The sequence below is a fragment of the Sporosarcina koreensis genome, assembly GCF_000826145.2.
Lineage (GTDB): Bacteria > Bacillota > Bacilli > Bacillales_A > Planococcaceae > Sporosarcina > Sporosarcina trichiuri.
Genome location: NZ_LN651334.1, coordinates 54214 through 71785, shown reverse-complemented (window position 1 = coordinate 71785; position 17572 = coordinate 54214). Strand labels below are relative to the sequence as shown.

Below are 17572 nucleotides of genomic sequence, written 5' to 3'. Positions count from 1 at the left end.
GTCCCCCATCCTAGATTTCATATTAGACTATAGCCGACACAGCAGTGATTTTCAACTATTGCCGCTTGACAATTTATGCATAGTGTCTTATTATTATTGGCTTTTTCGGATGACAAACCGCTCAGCGCTCGCCAATAGAGCCGCAAGCGGGCAGGCTTGCGGCTCTGTGACAATTTACCGACAGATTCAGTTTCACACAGGTGCCGGATCCAGAACTTCTTCCTCGGCATGGTAGACCTGCAATACAGCATCCTGGACTTTCATCCGTGCGTCCGGATTGATGGGATGTGCGATGTCGCGGAATTCCCCATCCGGCGTCCGCTTGCTCGGCATGGCCACGAACAGGCCGGCATTCCCCTCGATGATCCGGATATCATGGATGACGAATTCGTCGTCGATTGTAATGGATGCGATCGCCCGCATCCTTCCCGTTGTCTCCACCTTGCGCAGCCGTACATTCGTTACTTGCATATCCCTTTCCATTCCCCTTTCTGACAAAACGTGTTCTTGTATAAGTTCTACATAGACTCCCGAATCCCTTTATGGGAATTTAAATTTTTCCGACTATTCCATGTGCAAAAAAGCTGCCCGCCCATCAGCAGAGGCTGACAGTCCGAGCAGCTGTACATGCCGCTTACCCAGCGACTGCAATTACTTCGATTTCGACTTTCACATCTTTCGGCAGACGTGCGACTTCCACGGTTGCACGTGCAGGGGTATGCTCCCCGAAATGGCGGGCGTAAACATCGTTCAGCGCGCCGAATTCGTTCATGTCCTTGATGAAGACCGTCGCCTTGACGACCTGTCCGAGTGAAGAGCCGGCTTCCGCCAGTACAGCCTTCAGGTTTTCGAACACCTGGTCCGTCTGTTCTTCGATTGTCGCACCGGCAAGCTCACCGTTTGCAAGCAATGGGATCTGGCCTGATGTGTAAACCATGCCGTTCACTTTGACCGCTTGTGCATAGGGGCCGATCGCCTTCGGTGCCTTCTCTGTCGCTACGTAGTCCATCTTATTCTCCGCCTTCCGAAAAGTAGTTGCCTTCCTCGAGTTCAATCGTCCGGTCAACCTCATTCACACTGCGCAATTTCACCAGTGATCTGTACGTTTCCTTCAGCACCCGCTCCGAGTGCTCGGATTCGACCAATACAGCCGCTCCTGCCACTTGGCAATCGAACTCTTCGACGAGGTTCCGCATGCCGAGCATCGTGCCGCCGGCTTTCATGAAGTCATCGGTGATCAGTACACGCTGACCGCTTTTCATGCTGCGTTTCGACAGGACCATCGTCTGGATGCGGCGGGCCGATCCGGAAACGTAATTGATACTCACCGTGGAGCCTTCCGTCACCTTGCTGTCACGCCGAACGATGACGACCGGCACATTCAGATGATGTGCGATCGCATGGGCGATCGGAATGCCTTTCGTCGCCACGGTCATGATGACATCGATCCCGCTGTCCGCAAACGCTGCCGCGAACAGGCGCCCGACACTGTCCATAAGCCGCGGATTGCCGAGCAGGTCGGTCATATATAAATAGCCGCCGGGCAGCAGACGGTCCGTATGGCCCAGTTCTTCCATGAGCTGGGCGATGACACCATGTGCCGCCTCTTCAGACATAAGAGGAATATATTTCACGCCGCCGGCAGCACCCGAAACGGTCAGCAGCCTGCCTGCACCGCTCGTTTCGAACGTCTCTTTCACGATGGTCAGATCTTCGCTGATGGACGACTTCGCCGACTGGAACCGTTCAGAAAAAACAGTGAGCGGGATGAGCTGGTGGGGGTGTTCCAGCAAATGGCGGGTCATCTCGATGAGACGTTCACTCCGCTTCCACTTCATGGCCAACAACTCCTAAAACCCGAATATTCTATATCTAGACTACCATAATCATCTGTCTTCAAGCAAGATGGGTCCGTTCGCCCATCATCCGCACAGCGTAGACTTCCGGACAGAAGCCTTTCAGTCCGTTATAGACACGGGCCACCTGGGATTCATGCTGCACAAACCCGAACACTGTCGGTCCGCTTCCGCTCATCAGCACGGCATCCGCACCGAATTTCAGCATCTGCTCCTTCAGGACGGCCACTTGGGGATGGAGGCGCATTGTGACCGGTTCGAGTGCGTTGCCGAGAAGGCTGCACATCGCATCATAGTCACCAGACGCCAGAGCCGCCATCATGCCCGCTGTATTCGGATGATGGATGGATTGCACGTCGAGGGCACTATATATGTCCGCGGTCGAGACGGAAATGGCCGGTTTTGCCAAAATGACCCAGCAGTTCGGCGGAACGTCCAAGTGCCGGATCTTTTCCCCGCGGCCGGATGCAAGCGCTGTGCCGCCGTAGACACAGAAGGGGATGTCCGAGCCGATCTGCCCGCCGAGCTCCGCCAGCTCGTCCAGCGTCAAGCCGAGGTTCCACAGACGGTTCAGACCGCGCAGTGTCGCAGCAGCATCCGAGCTTCCGCCTGCCAGACCCGCAGCGACCGGTATATGTTTGTCCAATGTAATTTCAACGCCTTCAGTCACGTGATGCCGCTTCCGCAGCAGATCAGCGGCCTGCCATGCGAGATTCCGCTTATCATTCGGGACATACCGCTCGGATGAACGGATGATGATGCCGCGGTCGAGCGGTTTCAGCCAGACACGGTCTGCAAGATCCACCGTCGTCATGATCATTTCGACTTCGTGGTAGCCGTCCGGCCGTTTCTGCAGGACATCGAGCGTTAGATTTATTTTTGCGGGCGCTTTTTCAGATATCATACTCATCTGGCTGCCTCCATTCAAACTTCATTGCCCCCTATTTTACCATAGGCGCAAATAAAAATGCCGGGTTTGTGCAAAGAGCACAAAAAAAGCCGGCCCCGCACGATTGTGCAGAACCACAGCTTCTTCTGTCAGCCATTCGTTGGATTTGGGTTATGCAGCACTGGTCCTCTTAGTGCGGCCGTTCCTGCTCCGAGAGTCCCCGTTGTGCCATCTCAATCGCGCGCTTCACCATATTACCGGCATCCCGCGATTTGATGCCTCCCCACCCTTCACGCTCGACCACATCGTAAAATCCAAGTTCCTTCGCAATTTCCACCTTCAGCTGCTCAGACATTACGCCATTCCGTTTCGCCATTCAGGTTTCCTCCTTATTGGCTGACGACCGTAGCATGACCGGAAGGAACGAAAAAACACCCCGTAATACTTTCCAGAGGAAAGTTTGGGGTGTTTCGGTAAAATTGAATTCGCTGATAGTAAAAGTGCTATTTAATCTCAAACGCTGTGGTGTCTCCACCGTCCAGTATCGTTATTTCAACCGCTTCGGTCAAAATATCCGCATAACTGTATGATACCCGTTCAAACGCATTTTCGTCCTGATCAAGTTCCACTACAAATACTGCACGATACGTGTCACGAAGGATTCCAGCTCGTTCGATCGTCTTCTTCCGACCGCCGTTTGCACGAAGGTGCATACGTTTTCCCAAGTGAGCATCCAATGACTTCTTAATGTCCGCTAATGTTTTTGGCATGTCGCTTCCACCTCACTATGTATTATCATAACACAGTGAAAAAGTTCTGTCAATTAAAACTTTAAATTTTAACAGGTTGAATTTAGCTTTGTCAATGCTTTTAGTCTAGTTTTTTACGTTTCGACATTCTTTTTTCCTCAGAATCGTCATATTTGCTTTATTCGGTAAAATCCTTAGTGTCAAGGAGATGCAGAAGCGCTCATTTCCCGGTGCGAACCGATCAATTACGACGGCTGACCGCTCCATACTCACCGCCAAGCGATCAATTCCCGTGCAGAACCGATCATTCCCTCCTGCCAGCCGTCGGATTCCATTCCCTTGCCCGGCTGTCCTGTTCCATGAAAAAAAGCAGACAGCCGCCGCAATCTGCTTCCTTCTATAAGTAAGCGCCTCACTGCTTATCCGCAGCAGCCGCACCGAACACGCCGTACAATGCATTCGACAGCGCGGCGAATTCCTGGATGGACAGCGTCTCCCCCCGGCGTCCCGGGTCGATGCCTGCCGTATCGAGCGCAGTAAGGATGTCGGCCTTTCTCGTCTTCCCGTCAGGCAGGGACGACTGCAGGTTGTTCAGGATCGTCTTCCGGCGCTGGACGAACGATCCACGGGCGACGGTGAACAGGAAGTCCTCACTGATGACGTCGGCGGGCGGAGCCGTTTTCCGGGTCAGCTTGAGGACGGCGGATTCGACATTCGGCTGCGGCATGAAGACGGTCTTCGGCACGATCATCGCCACTTCCGCATCCATATAGTACTGGATGGCGATGGAGAGAGAGCCATATGCTTTCGTGCCGGGCGACGCGGTGATCCGGTCTGCGACTTCCCGCTGCATCATGATGATCATCCTGTCGATCGGAACATTCGTCATGAGAAACTTCATTATAATAGGGGTCGTGACATAGTACGGCAGGTTCGCAACGACGACCATTTCCTCCATATCTGCCATCCGTTCCTTGATGACGGCATGCAAATCCGCTTCCAGGACGTCCTGGTGGATGACCGAGACATTCGGATACGGCGACAATGTGTCTTCAAGAACAGGCAGCAGACGCCCGTCGATTTCGAATGCCGTGACCTTCCCGGCCGCCCGTGCAATCGGTTCCGTCAATGCACCGATGCCGGGTCCGATTTCAATGACACCCGACGTCTTCGTGATGCCGGCCGCCGAAATGATGTTGGTCAGGATATTGGGATCGATCAGAAAGTTCTGGCCGAGGCTCTTCTTGAAAGAGAACCCGTGTTTCTCCAGGATTTCTTTCGTGCGTACAGGCGTTGCGATGTCTTTCCTCATGACTGTTCCTCCTTGTCGATAGTCTCCACTGCCTGGCGGAATGCCGCTTCGCTGATGCGGAACATCCCAAGCCGCTTCTGCAGCCCTTTGCCGTTCACTTGGCCGATCTGCAGCAGTTCCGAAAGCCGCGCACGCCGCTGTCTGGCTTCAGGATGCCCAATCAGGCCCGCTTCAATCAGCCGGCTGGCCGGAATCTCTGCGAAGTCTGCAGGCCCGGTCGTATAGACGGCTTCGAGCGCCTGCCGGATCACATCATCCGCCGCATGCTCGATACCGACTTTCTTGCCGTTTTTGGCAATGGCCTTCTTGCGGTCCAGGAAGGCGTGCTTGACCTCAGGGATCCGTTCTTCGATGATGGCACGGATGCGCCGGCCCGGATAATCGGGGTCCGTAAAGACGATGACGCCCCTCGTCTGCTGGGCATGCTCGATCCTCCTCAGCGTCTCTTCGCTGACGGCCGATCCGTTCGTCTCGATCGTGTCAGCACCTGTTGCGCGCTGCACAGCGATCGTATCCGATTTCCCTTCCACTACGATGATTTCTTTAATGTCCACTGTATTCCTCTTTCCTCTGCTGTATGCGGACGGCGTGTTGCGTCTGCTCATTATGTGACTCAGCTGATGAACCAATTTTACCGGCTGTACGGACGGTTGTACAGAAAACCATGAAACGGACAACAATCCGCATAGCAGGAATGCCATGCGGATTGTACCGGAATTGCTGTATCCAATTGTATGGCACGGTCAGTTCAGCACTTTGACCTTGACCTGGCGCCGGCCGAATTGCCGGGCAGCTGCGTTGTTCGGCACGTGCAGATCGATCCGGTTGCCTTTGATGGCACCGCCCGTATCTCCTGCGATTGCGTAGCCGTATCCTTCCACCCACACTTTCGAGCCGAGGGGGATGACACCCGGGTCAACAGCGATCACTTTCATGCCCGGATTTGCCGCAAGGTTGATGCCCGTTGCTGTGATTCCGCTGCAGCCAGTACAGTGCGCTGTGTAGGCAGTGGCATTCATGTACATCACCTTGCCGGATTCTCCGCCATTTCCACGGGAAACAGATGTCTTCGCAGAAGCGGTCGTCACTGCCGGCTGTTTAGCTGCCGCAGCTGCTTTAACTGTTTTCACCGACTTCGCAGCAGGTGCACTTGCAATTTCCACTTTTGCGCCGACTGATACCACTTTCGGCTTCGGATGGGAGACGACGTGCTCCCGGATCAATTTGCGCGATACTTCTTTGCCGTTTTCTTTGACGATTTCGAATCTCTTCCTGACTTTCCCCTTCTGTCCTTTTGCGACCACTTTTTCGCGGCCTTTCAGCAGGGTTTCATCAGCCCGTGTCTTCACGTCGAAATCCGTCGTCTCTTCCACTACATCGGTGACCTTTTCCACACGAACAACCGAAATAACCGATTTCGGAAGTACAAGCTTCTGCTTGTCGCCTTCCACACGATCCAGTTCACTCAACTGGACGTTTTCGTTCTTTAAAAAGTCAGCGACCGTAGTCGAAGTGGACCATACTTTCTTCGTCTTGCTGCCGTCCTTCAATGTCACCTGGAACGCCTTGTCGACAGTGATCTCCCCGTCTTCACCGACCTTACTGTCCAGAGCAGGAGTTACCGCGTCGTGTTCCGACAGTTCGACGCCCGCTTCCTTCAGCACGGAGCCAACCGTCGACTCGGTTGTCCAGATTGTCGTTGTATCATTGTTCATGTTGACCGCCACCGGATTCGCTTTCTTCCAGTCGATCGACATACCGTCTTCGACCGGCGTATCCGCTGCCGGTGTTACGGCATCATGTGAGCCGACCTCTATGTCCTGCAGCGCCAGGACGTCCGCCACTGTGGCTGCATGCGTCTTGAGTTCGATGGTCTTTCCATCTGCCGCAAGGCTGATGTTTTTCTTCGTGCCCTCATACAGGACAAGAGAAAGAACAGTCACGAAAACCGCAAGCACTGCTATGCCGGCTGCGATTTTCTGTATTCTCAATGATTGAAAGAATCGATTGCCTGTGGTTCTTTTCGTCATTAACGTTTCTCCTCCTTAATCACTCGGCTGATTATATAGACCCTCTTTTGCACTGTCAACCGATCGACCTTTCCTGCATGAGAACGCCGGAAGGCTGCTGCAGTCAGGCTGTGCAGGCTTCCGGCTCGTACGGTCAGTCGATGGCGAACAGGTTCATGGCATTCCGGGTCGTTGTTTCCGCGACTTCCTCAGCCGAGATTCCTTTCAGTTCCGCAATCTGGTCGGCAACGAGTGCTACGTAGGCGGGTTCGTTCCGTTTTCCGCGGTGCGGATGCGGCGCAAGGTACGGCGCATCGGTCTCGACCAGCAGATGCTCGAGCGGTATTTCAGCCGCCACCTCTTTCGGCATCCGGGCATTTTTGAAGGTCACCGGACCGCCGAGCGAGATCATGAAATTCATGTCGATGCATTGGTGTGCAGTCTCCACGCTGCCGCTGTAGCAGTGCATGATGCCGCCGGTGAGGTGCGCCTCCTCTTCCTGCAGGATCCGGACCACGTCACCAGTGGCATCACGATTATGGATAATGACCGGCAGCTTCACTTTCTGCGCCAGCCGGATCTGCTTCCGGAACAGCGCCTGCTGGACATCCTTCGGGGACTTATCCCAGTGGTAGTCGAGACCGGTCTCTCCGATGCCGACGACTTTCGGATGGGCTGCCAGCTCCTCGATCCATTTCAGATCCTCCTCTGTGCAGTCGATGGCATCAACCGGATGCCAGCCGACCACTGCGTAGATGAACTCATGCACTTCTGCGAGTTCCATGGCTTTCGTAATGGTGGGACGGTCGAAACCGACCACGACCATACGTTCCACGCCAGCGTCCAGTGCACGCTGGATGACCTCGTCTATATCATCTTCATATTGGTCTGCATTCAAGTGGACATGGGTATCGATCAACATCTCTATCGCCTCACAATGGTTATAGTCTAAAGCATCCTCTTTACACGGATATCGCAATTACATTACAAAACGATGACAACAAAAATAGGACAGCGGACCTTTTCTTGAGTCCGCTGCCCTATATTATTTCACGCGTGCGCCGTTTGCAAGAGATGCGTCTGCGGTGGCGAGCTTCAGTACATCACCGGACGTCCCGGCGAGGATCATTCCCTGCGACCATTCCCCGCGCAGCTTGACCGGCTTCAGGTTCGCAACGACGATCACTTTCTGCCCGACCAGTTCATCAGGTGTGTAATGCTGAGCGATACCGGAGACGACCTGGCGCTGTTCGTAGCCGAGGTCGACCTGCAGCTTCAGAAGCTTATCGGCTTTCGGCATTTTTTCACATGCTGTGACAGTCGCAATCCGAAGATCGACGGCATTGAAGTCATCGATCGTGATTTCCGGCGCCTGTTCCGGTGCCTCAATAACTTCAGCAGGCGTTTCTTCGGATTCCTTCGGCGCTGTGACAGCCATCTGATCTTTAATGTATTGGATTTCCACCTCAGTATCGAGACGCGGGAAGATCGGCACCCCTTTGCCGATGACTGTTGCGCCTTCCGGAATCGCCTCGAAGTTTCCAAGTGTCTCCCATGCGAGCAATGATTCCGGGAGACCGAGCTGTTCCATGATCTTTTTCGGTGTCTCAGGTGTGAATGGCTGAAGCATCACTGCGATATGCCTCTGGGCGTGGACGAGATTCGTCATGACTGCCGCAAGCTTTCCGCGGTCGTTCTCATCTTTCGCAAGCACCCAAGGCTCCGTTTCGTCGATATATTTGTTCGTCCGTGAGACGAGCGTCCAAAGTTCCGCCAGGGTGACGCTGAACTGCATCTTCTCGATCGATTCTTCATAACGGTCCACTGTATCCGTGATGGCTTTCCGCAGACTTGCATCGTACGGTGTCTCCTCCGCAAGGGAAGCCGGAATCTCACCATCGAAATATTTGTTGATCATCGAGACGGAACGGTTCAGCAGATTGCCAAGATCGTTCGCTAAGTCGTAGTTCGTACGCTCAACGAAGGCTTCCGGCGAGAAGGTGCCATCCGAGCCGAACGGCAGTTCACGAAGCAGGAAGTAGCGTGTCGCGTCCAGTCCGTAGCGCTCGACCAGCATATCCGGGTACACGACGTTCCCTTTGGATTTCGACATCTTGCCGTCTTTCATCATGATAAATCCGTGTGCGAACACTTTTTTCGGCAGCGGCAGATCGAGCGCCATGAGGAAGATCGGCCAGTAGATCGTATGGAAGCGGACGATATCCTTTCCGACGACCTGCACATCCGCCGGCCAGTATTTTTTGAACAGCGAGTCATCATCCGACAGATAGCCGAGTGACGTGATGTAATTCGTCAAAGCGTCGACCCAGACGTAGATGACGTGCTTCGGGTCTCCCGGCACTTTGATGCCCCAGTCGAACGACATCCGTGACACGGACAGGTCCTCAAGCCCCGGCTTGATGAAGTTGTTGATCATTTCATTTTTGCGGGATTCCGGTTCAATGAAGCCCGGGTGGTCCTCATAATAGCGAAGCAGCCGGTCCGCATACTTTTTCATGTTGAAGAAGTAGGACTCTTCCCGCACCCGCTCCACAGGGCGGTTGCAGTCCGGACAGTTGCCGTCGACGAGCTGGGTTTCCGTGAAATACGATTCACACGGGATGCACTTCCAGCCTTCATATTCACCTTTATAGATATCGCCGTTGTCGAGGAATTTCCGGAAGATCTTTTCGACTGCTTTCGTATGGCGCTCTTCCGTCGTCTGGATGAAGTCATCGTAGGTGATGTCCATCAGTTTCCAGAGGTTTTTCGCGTAGTCTGCGATCTCGTTGACATACTCTTGCGGCGGCTTGCCGGCTTCTTCCGCTTTCTCCTGGATCTTCTGACCATGCTCATCCATCCCGGTCAGGAAGCGGACATCATAGCCCCGGAGCCGCTTGTAGCGGGCGATGGCATCTGCGGCAATCGTCGTGTAGGCTGTCCCGATATGGAATTTACCGCTCGGGTAGTAAATCGGTGTCGTGATGTAAAATGTATTGTTCTGTTCCGCCACTCTAATTCCTCCTGTATCAAGATCGATGTTTCTAGTTTAGCGGACTTTTCCGTTTTACGCTATGACCAATCATCCACAGTGCTGCATATTGTATTTTTATTTCATTTGATTGTGAGTTTTTCATGTATTTGTTATTCATTTCATAGTTTACGGGTTTCTCTATTGACGTTAATTGGAAGAGTTGGTATGATGATAAGCAGACAAGAGAAAAATGTCGATTTTTGACGAATACAAACCCATTTTAGGAGGCACGATCTTATGAAATCCACTGGAATCGTACGTAAAGTCGACGAGCTTGGCCGTGTTGTCATTCCGATCGAACTGCGCAGAACACTCGGCATCGCCCAGAAAGACGCTTTGGAAATTTACGTGGATGACGACAAAATCATCCTGAAGAAATATATGCCGAACATGACTTGTTCCGTAACAGGCGAAGTGTCCGACGATAACCTCTCTCTCATCGACGGAAAGCTCATTCTCAGCCCTGAAGGCGCAAAACAGCTGATCGCTGAAATCGAAAACAAGATGTCTTGATTTAATACTTTTATTTACATAACACTTATTTCCTTATTACGGGAAATAAGTGTTTTTTTCATTCGACATGATACGCCTGATAGACATCCCGCTTGCTCATTCCACGGTCTGCCGCTGCTTTCTTGATAGCCTCCTTGGAGGAACACCCTTCCTCTTCCATGAGACGGGTGACGTGCTCAGCCGCTGACAGTCCGGTCCACCAGGCGTCTGCGGCCTGCTCTTCCAGTTCTCCGGCACCTTCGACAACCAGGCAGAATTCTCCGCGGATCTCTGTCGATTCTGCCCATTGGAGAACCTCTTCAACCGTCCCCCGGATGAATTCCTCATAGCGTTTCGTCAGCTCGCGGGCCAGTGTGATGCGCCGGTCTGCGCCAAATTGCTCGGACAGGGCACGCAGCGTCTCTTTCAGACGGTGGGGCGCTTCGTAGAACAGCAGCGTCTCCTGCCGGCGGGCCAGCAGGTCCAGTTGCTGACGGCGTTTCTTCTTTTGCCGGTCCAGGAAGCCGAAGAACAGGAACGGCTGTGACGGCAGCCCGGATGCGACCAGTGCGCTGATCGCTGCATTCGGACCAGGCACCGGAACGACAGCAATTCCTGCCGCAATCGCCTTTTCAGCGATGTCCGCTCCCGGATCCGAGATGCACGGCATGCCGGCATCACTGACGAGGGCGACCGTCTTCCCGTCCGTCAGCAGGTCCAAGATCTTGCGTCCGCCGGCTTCGAGATTGTGCTCGTGATAGCTCATGAACGGCGTATCGATCTTGAAATGGTTCGACAGCTTGACGGTGTTCCGTGTATCCTCCGCTGCAATCAGGTCCGCTTCCTGCAGAATGCGGATCGCGCGGTAGCTCATGTCTTCCAGATTGCCGATCGGCGTTCCGACCAGGTAGAGCACCCCGCCGGCAGCCTCGGCACTTTTTTGTGTGATCATTGCTCCGCCTCCTGTTGTCGTAAATACCGCTCTTTGGCGGCCCGGGTAAGCTGTTTGAACCGGTATTCCGCCTGCATGGCCTCCCGCTTCGTTGTGAACGGCTCGGAATGGATGCAGCGGACGGGACCTTTCGCCCTCGTGTATTTTGCGCCTTTCCCTGCATTGTGCAGATCCACCCGACGGTTAAGATCTGTTGTATAGCCGCCGTAATAGGAGCCATCGCTGCATTCAAGGACGTAGAACAGATGGCCCGTCTTCGGCTCCATACAGCAGCTCCCTCACTTCCTCCGTATACGTACCGTCCGCCTGATAGACGATCAGCGGCGGCAGGATCTTCAAATCAGGCTTCCCGTCTTTCGTGCCCTCGATCAGCAGAGTGTTCGCCTCTTTCCCTTCCTTCGGATAGACAAACCGGATCCGTTTCGGTTCCAGCCGGTTCGCCCGCATGGCCGTGACGATATCCAGCAGCCGGCCCGGCCGGTGGACGAATGCCGCCTTCCCGCCCTGTTTCAGCAGCTCACTCGCCGATCGTACCGCCTGCTCCAGCGTCAGCTTCACCTCGTGCCGGGCGATCGTCAGCGGTTCCTTCAAATTCTGCTCACTCTTTTCATGGGCCTTGAAATAGGGCGGATTGCACGTAACGGTATCGTACTTCTCATAGCCGATCTTCGCGGCAATGCCGATCACATCGTCACACATGACGCCGATCTGTCCGCTGAGCCCATTGAAGGCGATACTGCGTTCCGCCATATCCGCAAGCTGTTCCTGCAGTTCGACAGCCGTGATATGGGCGTTCGTCCGGGCACTCAGAAACAACGGGATCGCCCCGTTGCCCGCACATAGATCCACGACCTTCCCTTTCCGGATGGGCATGTATGCAAAACGCGCCAGCAGCACCGCATCCAGGGAAAACGAGAACACGGACGGGCTTTGGATGATCCGCAAGTCCTCCGCCAGCAAATAATCGAGGCGCTCATCGCCCCGCAGTAAATTTGTTTCCATAATGGACTCCTCACTCGATGATGATAAAGAAAAACCGATTCCTATGGGTTGTAGGGATCGGTTCTCTGTTACAGATTCTGTTTACTTAAAAACGACAGGCAGAACAGGCAGTCTTCCCCTTTGCGCGTGCTGCCGTAATGGACATTGCACACATGGAACCCTTCGTTATAGAGGCGGGCGAGGTTATCGACCCCTTCGCCCACATCCGCCCGCTGGAGCCGCTCGGACTGTTTCTTGTCAGCTGCCGCTTTCGCCTCCAGGTCGAGTTCGTTCAGCCGCGTACGCAGATGATGATTTTCAAGTTGAAGTGAATGGTTCTCTTCTGTCATCTTGGCAACAAAACCGATGATTTCCCGGAATTGCTTGTGCATGGAGTCGAGTTGCTGTTCGTATTCGATTACCTTGTCGAGAAAGTTCCCTTCTTTCAACTTTTTCACCTCACCGCTTCATCAATTGACGGGCTGTCCCGCCCTCTTCGAAAGTTCTTCCCACGCATATTCCAGTGTCTGGTCCTGATCCTGCAGCCTGACTTTCAGCAGGCGTTCCAGCAAGTTCAGGCCGACCACTTTGCCCGGTCCGTCGGGCGTCTCGATACGTGAACCGATGTCGGGCATCAGGGCTTTCGCTTCCTCATACTCATCGTTCTCATATTTCAGGCAGCACATGAGGCGGCCGCACAATCCCGAAATCTTGGATGGGTTGAGGGACAAGTTCTGGTCCTTCGCCATTTTGATGGAGACCGGTTCGAAATCCCCGAGGAACGTCGAGCAGCAGAGCATCCTGCCGCAAGGACCGATTCCGCCTAGCATTTTCGCTTCGTCCCGCACACCGATCTGACGGAGTTCGATGCGTGTCCTGAAGATGGACGCCAAGTCTTTCACTAAATTCCGGAAATCGACTCGTCCTTCCGCCGTGAAATAGAAGATCACTTTATTGCGGTCGAACGTGTACTCCACATCGACCACTTTCATGTCCAGCTTATGCTCGCGGACTTTCTTCACACACGTATCAAACGCTTTCTCGGCGTCAAGCCGGTTCTCGTTCACCTGCTCCAGATCTTCCGGGCTTGCCGGCCGGATCACTTTCTTCAGAGGCAGGACCAGGTCGGCGGCATCCACCCCTTCCCGGACGTTGACGACTTTGCCGAATTCCGTGCCGCGGGCAGACTCGACGATTACATAATCATCTGCCTTCAGCTCATAAGCCATAGGGTCGAAATACTGTATTTTACCCGCTTTTTTAAAGCGGATTCCTGCTACGTTATACAACGGATAACCCCTCCTGCATACTAAGCACCAGTTGTTCCAATAAAAGCGTTCGGTGCATATTGCGATGCAATTGTTTTTTCGCCTGCAATATCGCTTCCAGATTGGCGGCCAGCTGCTCATAGGTCAGTTTCATGGCAAGACCGGCAGTGAACTCCTCCAGATCCGGATAGGCGGCTATTGCGGTCAATCCCGCTTTCTTCGCCACGATATCACGGTACATATAGAGAAGCAAGTCCAGGCCTGTCTCGGTGTCGTCCTTCTCTTTCAGGAAGGGACCCCACTCGGTCTGGATCAGCATCAGCGCATCGGTCACATGCAGATCGATGGCCTGCACTAATTTTACCACTGTCTTTCGCAGATTGACAAACTGCTCATCTGCGGCCAGTTCGGCTGCCCGGCTTCTGTCTGCTGTCAGGCAGGTTACCGTCGCTGCAAGCGAAGGGGAAATCCCTTCCTCTGTCAGCATCTGGATGATCTGTTCGCGCTGGGGAGGCAGGAAGGATATCCGCTGACAGCGCGACTGAATGGTCGGCAGCATCATATGATAGGCATCCGTCAGCAGGATGGCTGTAATGTCGCCATCCGGTTCCTCCAGGAATTTCAGCAGCGCATTGGCGGCAGCGGTATTCAGCCGGTGCGCCTGCTCGATGATGTAGATGCGTCGCCCGCTTTCGTAGCCTTTCTTCGTCATGACGTTCAGCAGCTGTGTCATCTGATCCTTTTTGATGTCCTGGCCATCCGGCTCGACGGTCAGTATGTTCGGATGATTCCCCGATTCGACACGTTTGCACGCCCGGCATGTTTCACATGGAACATTTTCGACAGGATTCTCACAAAGCAGCAGCTGTGCAAAGTACAGGGCGGCGTTTTTCTTTCCAACCCCCGTTTCACCGTCGAAAATATAAGCATGTGCAATCCGGTTATTGCGGAAGGCAGCACGCAAGGTTGCAGCAATCCGCGGCTGTTCTGTCTGTAAACGCTGTGCAGGCTGCTGGTCCATCCCGCTGCCCCCTTTCGTTGAAAAAGGCGTTTTCCCGTAACTGCAGAAAACGCCCTCATGTATATAGGTTGATGAGCAGTCCTTTGATTTCCCCGATTCTGGCAAGGAGATCGACGGACGATTCCTCATCCTGCAAGAGCTGTTCCGCCAGTTCGACCAGTTTCTGATCGATCGTTTCCACCAGTTTGAGCCGGCGCCCTTCGCCGAACTGGTTCCATGTATGGGACTGTTTCAAGCCGAGACCGCCTTCGACGGACTCTTTCAAGAACCGTTTCACAAGCATTTTGAATTTCGCCATGTCGCGCAAGTTCCGAGAACGGGCCAGCCGATCGCCTGCCGATGAAATGTCACCGAGCAGGCGGGTGATCTGCTCACCATGCAGGCGGGATTCCTGTTTCTGCACCATCTGGCCGAACCGGTCCCCGCCCTGCGGCGCTTTCAGCGGATCGTTCCTCAGTTTATCGAGACCCGTCCGGACCTCATTATTCACTTTCATATGCGTTCACTCCGAGCGTCATCAGAAATGACGGAACTGTTCGATTGGCAGGACGAAAACGGTGGCGCCGCCGACTTCCACTTCAACCGGGTACGGGATGTAGGAATCTGCGTTGCCGCCCATCGGGGAGACCGGTGCGACCATCTGGTCACGCGACCGGCAGTTGTCCCGGATGAGATCCAGACATTTCGGCACGAGGCTGTCGTCCGTCCCGATCAGGAATGTCGTATTCCCCGACTTCAGGAAGCCGCCTGTACTAGCCAGTTTCGTCGCCCGGAAATCACCTTTCGTCAATGCGGATGAAAGCCGGTTGCTGTCTTGGTCTTGTACTACTGCCACGATAAGTTTCACAGAGATCTCTCCTTTTTCCACTTTCTTTTAGTATACCATGAAATGGCTCAGGATATGAATGATGCAATCTGCCCCCATACAGTCTCCGTAACGGTTTCCAATGATTCCGACGCATCCACTGCAGTGATCCGATCCGAAAACCGCTCGCGGACGAGACGGTAGCCTTCATAGACGGATTCATGGAACGCAAGTGTCTCATTGTCCAGCCGGTTCTGTTCCCGATTGCTGTTTGCGGCAATCCGGGCAAGCCCTGCCGTGGGGGGGATGTCAAAGAAGATCGTATGGTCGGGCATGATCCCCTGGATGGCGAACTCGTTGATGGCGAGCACTTGATCGATACCGAGACCGCGGGCGTAGCCTTGGTACGCAAGCGAACTGTCGACGAACCGGTCGCACAGCACAATCGCCCCTTGTGCAAGGGCCGGCAGCACTTTTTCGACGAGGTGCTGGCGGCGCGCAGCCGCATACAGCAGCGCTTCCGTCCGTCCGTCCATCTCTGCATGGTCGTTATCCAGGATGATGCTCCGGATCTTCTCTGCGATCCGGATGCCGCCCGGCTCCCGTGTCAGCACGACAGCCCGTCCTTCTTCCGTCAGCCGCCTGTGGATCTCGCGGATCACCGTCGTTTTGCCAGCGCCTTCCGGACCTTCGAATGATATGAATACGCCGTCAGCCATTTCCGTCGCCTCCCTGTTCTGTTTTCACTTCGAATTCGACCCTTCCATCGCTCGTCCGCACCGCTCCCTGGAAAGCGGCGCCCGAAGCCGCCATCCGGCAGACGGTGTCAATCGTTTCACCGGATAACGGTTCGTCCTCCAGGATGAGCGGGATGCCTGGCGGATACGGAATGATCGCTCCAGCAGCAGAACGGCCTGCCGCCTCGTCGACAGGCACCCATTCGGATGGACTGCCGGCGGGTCCGCCTGATATCCGGATAGCGGGACGATCCGCCGGCAGCGCAGGCCCCGGTTCAGGTTTCTTCTCTTCGTCCTCGGATTCGAGCGTCCGGATGGCTTTCGCAAGTGCGCTTGCCACCCGCTCGGCCGGATAGTCCGCCCCTTCGGTGAGCAGCGGCAGGATGAACAGCACCTGACGCTCGTCCGCGAGTTCCGTGTAGATCCCCTGCTGTTCAAGCGCCTGCTGCAGGGCATACCCGGATACGTGTTTGTGCCGTACGAGCACTTTCAGTGGATCGTCCGGCTCGATGATGTCGAGTTTTGCCAGCTTCCGGCATCGGTCGATGAACTGCCGGCGCCACTCGAGGAATGCGTGCTTGTCCGCTTCCGAATAGGCCGCAATCCGTGCACGGGCATCGTCGAGTGAGGCGAGCAGTACATAAGATGGACTGCTCGTCTGCAGCATGGACAGTCCGCGGGCGATCCGGTCGGCGTCGACCAGGCTCGAATTCACGTGCAGGAACGATCCTTGCGTCATCGCACTCAGTGTTTTGTGCGCGGACTGTACGACTGCGTCCGCACCGAGCGCGAGGGCAGACGGCGGAAACGGCGGGCCCGCCAGCAGATGAGCGCCGTGCGCTTCATCGGCGAGCACCGGAATGCCGTGCCCATGTGCACAGGAAATGATGTCGGAGAGGGTCTCTCCGGCGGTTCCGTAATAGGTCGGATACGTCACAAAAATCCCTTTCGCTTCCGGATGCCGGTCGAGCGCCTCCCGGACCGTGTCGACAGAGACCGCTCCCGCGGTACAAGTCATCCCGTCCCACTCGGGATTCAGGAAGACCGCCTGGGCTCCTGCCAGTTCAACCGCATGGAACACGGATTTGTGGGCATTCCGCTGGACGAGCAGCACGTCGCCGGGTGTGCAGACAGCACGGACCATTGCGAGATTGCCTGCAGTGGAACCATTGACGAGCAGGAAACTGCGATCCGCCCCGTACGCGTCTGCAAGCAGCTCTTCGGCTTCCCGGATGGCACCGATCGGGGCGTGCAGATCGTCAAGTCCCGTCAGTTCGGTGGCGTCATAACGCATCGCCGCACGCAGGCCGTCCGGCAGTCCGGACAGCCGGCCGGTTTTGTGACCCGGCACGTGGAACGAGACCGGATCCGCCGCCTGGAACGCTTCCAGTGCTTCCACGATCGGCCGTTTTTGCTGATCCATATCGAATCCTCCTTCTAAACTGGTAGTCTTCTATGTAAAAAAGC

General features: G+C 54.8%; 22 protein-coding genes. 1 reads left to right on the top strand and 21 read right to left on the bottom strand.

The window, feature by feature from the left end:
• Window positions 1–192 precede the first annotated feature (192 nt).
• From spoVG to metG, 11 genes are all read right to left on the bottom strand, one after another.
• Window positions 193–471, bottom strand: a complete 279-nt coding sequence (gene spoVG, locus BN1190_RS01400) for a septation regulator SpoVG (protein ID WP_040285243.1) — start codon at window positions 469–471, stop codon at window positions 193–195.
• A gap of 163 nt (window positions 472–634) precedes the next feature.
• The gene (locus BN1190_RS01395) at window positions 635–1009 is read right to left on the bottom strand and encodes a RidA family protein (protein WP_040285242.1); all 375 of its coding nucleotides are present in this window, start codon (window positions 1007–1009) and stop codon (window positions 635–637) included.
• A 1-nt stretch (window position 1010) separates the two neighbouring features.
• Entirely contained in the window at window positions 1011–1838 is an 828-nt protein-coding gene (gene purR / locus BN1190_RS01390) for a pur operon repressor (protein WP_040285241.1), read from the bottom strand.
• Window positions 1839–1896: 58 nt separating this feature from the next.
• The gene (ispE, locus tag BN1190_RS01385; RefSeq protein ID WP_040285280.1) at window positions 1897–2760 is read right to left on the bottom strand and encodes a 4-(cytidine 5'-diphospho)-2-C-methyl-D-erythritol kinase; all 864 of its coding nucleotides are present in this window, start codon (window positions 2758–2760) and stop codon (window positions 1897–1899) included.
• A gap of 175 nt (window positions 2761–2935) precedes the next feature.
• Window positions 2936–3121 (bottom strand): small, acid-soluble spore protein, alpha/beta type, encoded by a 186-nt coding sequence (locus BN1190_RS01380; RefSeq protein WP_040285240.1) that lies wholly within the window; start codon window positions 3119–3121, stop codon window positions 2936–2938.
• Between the two features lie 127 nt (window positions 3122–3248).
• Complete coding sequence (veg, locus tag BN1190_RS01375) at window positions 3249–3515, bottom strand: biofilm formation stimulator Veg (RefSeq protein WP_040285239.1); 267 nt, start codon at window positions 3513–3515, stop codon at window positions 3249–3251.
• A gap of 391 nt (window positions 3516–3906) precedes the next feature.
• Window positions 3907–4806, bottom strand: a complete 900-nt coding sequence (gene rsmA / locus BN1190_RS01370; protein ID WP_040285238.1) for a 16S rRNA (adenine(1518)-N(6)/adenine(1519)-N(6))-dimethyltransferase RsmA — start codon at window positions 4804–4806, stop codon at window positions 3907–3909.
• The gene (gene rnmV, locus BN1190_RS01365) at window positions 4803–5360 is read right to left on the bottom strand and encodes a ribonuclease M5 (protein WP_040285237.1); all 558 of its coding nucleotides are present in this window, start codon (window positions 5358–5360) and stop codon (window positions 4803–4805) included. The genes rsmA and rnmV overlap by 4 nt, the downstream gene beginning before the upstream one ends.
• Before the next feature lie 189 nt (window positions 5361–5549).
• Window positions 5550–6836 carry a G5 and 3D domain-containing protein gene (locus tag BN1190_RS01360; RefSeq protein ID WP_040285236.1) on the bottom strand — a complete coding sequence of 429 codons (1287 nt, stop codon included), beginning with the start codon at window positions 6834–6836 and terminating at the stop codon, window positions 5550–5552.
• A gap of 133 nt (window positions 6837–6969) precedes the next feature.
• Window positions 6970–7737, bottom strand: a complete 768-nt coding sequence (locus tag BN1190_RS01355; protein WP_040285235.1) for a TatD family hydrolase — start codon at window positions 7735–7737, stop codon at window positions 6970–6972.
• A gap of 123 nt (window positions 7738–7860) precedes the next feature.
• Window positions 7861–9828 (bottom strand): methionine--tRNA ligase, encoded by a 1968-nt coding sequence (gene metG / locus BN1190_RS01350; RefSeq protein WP_040285234.1) that lies wholly within the window; start codon window positions 9826–9828, stop codon window positions 7861–7863.
• 258 nt (window positions 9829–10086) lie between these two features.
• On the opposite strand from metG, the gene BN1190_RS01345 reads away from it, so the two are divergent.
• Window positions 10087–10362, top strand: a complete 276-nt coding sequence (locus BN1190_RS01345; protein WP_040285233.1) for an AbrB/MazE/SpoVT family DNA-binding domain-containing protein — start codon at window positions 10087–10089, stop codon at window positions 10360–10362.
• 58 nt (window positions 10363–10420) lie between these two features.
• On the opposite strand, the gene rsmI is transcribed toward BN1190_RS01345, so the two are convergent.
• The 10 genes from rsmI to BN1190_RS01295 all read right to left on the bottom strand — a co-directional run bounded on the left by rsmI (window position 10421) and on the right by BN1190_RS01295 (window position 17528).
• Entirely contained in the window at window positions 10421–11293 is an 873-nt protein-coding gene (gene rsmI / locus BN1190_RS01340; RefSeq protein WP_040285232.1) for a 16S rRNA (cytidine(1402)-2'-O)-methyltransferase, read from the bottom strand.
• Window positions 11290–11559 (bottom strand): GIY-YIG nuclease family protein, encoded by a 270-nt coding sequence (locus tag BN1190_RS01335; protein ID WP_040285231.1) that lies wholly within the window; start codon window positions 11557–11559, stop codon window positions 11290–11292. The genes rsmI and BN1190_RS01335 overlap by 4 nt, the downstream gene beginning before the upstream one ends.
• On the bottom strand, window positions 11522–12295 hold the full coding sequence (locus BN1190_RS01330) for a tRNA1(Val) (adenine(37)-N6)-methyltransferase (RefSeq protein ID WP_040285230.1): 774 nt from the start codon (window positions 12293–12295) through the stop codon (window positions 11522–11524). Before BN1190_RS01330 ends, BN1190_RS01335 begins: the two co-directional genes overlap by 38 nt.
• A 68-nt stretch (window positions 12296–12363) precedes the next feature.
• On the bottom strand, window positions 12364–12723 hold the full coding sequence (yabA, locus tag BN1190_RS01325; RefSeq protein WP_040285279.1) for a DNA replication initiation control protein YabA: 360 nt from the start codon (window positions 12721–12723) through the stop codon (window positions 12364–12366).
• 21 nt (window positions 12724–12744) lie between these two features.
• On the bottom strand, window positions 12745–13563 hold the full coding sequence (locus BN1190_RS01320; protein WP_040285229.1) for a PSP1 domain-containing protein: 819 nt from the start codon (window positions 13561–13563) through the stop codon (window positions 12745–12747).
• Window positions 13556–14563: a DNA polymerase III subunit delta' gene (holB, locus tag BN1190_RS01315; protein WP_040285228.1), complete on the bottom strand. Its 1008-nt coding sequence runs from the start codon at window positions 14561–14563 to the stop codon at window positions 13556–13558. The genes BN1190_RS01320 and holB overlap by 8 nt, the downstream gene beginning before the upstream one ends.
• Window positions 14564–14618: 55 nt before the next feature.
• Window positions 14619–15059, bottom strand: a complete 441-nt coding sequence (locus BN1190_RS01310) for a YaaR family protein (protein WP_040285227.1) — start codon at window positions 15057–15059, stop codon at window positions 14619–14621.
• Window positions 15060–15080: 21 nt separating this feature from the next.
• Complete coding sequence (locus tag BN1190_RS01305; RefSeq protein WP_040285226.1) at window positions 15081–15410, bottom strand: cyclic-di-AMP receptor; 330 nt, start codon at window positions 15408–15410, stop codon at window positions 15081–15083.
• 47 nt (window positions 15411–15457) lie between these two features.
• Entirely contained in the window at window positions 15458–16087 is a 630-nt protein-coding gene (gene tmk / locus BN1190_RS01300; RefSeq protein ID WP_040285225.1) for a dTMP kinase, read from the bottom strand.
• On the bottom strand, window positions 16080–17528 hold the full coding sequence (locus BN1190_RS01295) for an aminotransferase class I/II-fold pyridoxal phosphate-dependent enzyme (RefSeq protein WP_040285224.1): 1449 nt from the start codon (window positions 17526–17528) through the stop codon (window positions 16080–16082). The genes tmk and BN1190_RS01295 overlap by 8 nt, the downstream gene beginning before the upstream one ends.
• Window positions 17529–17572 lie beyond the last annotated feature (44 nt).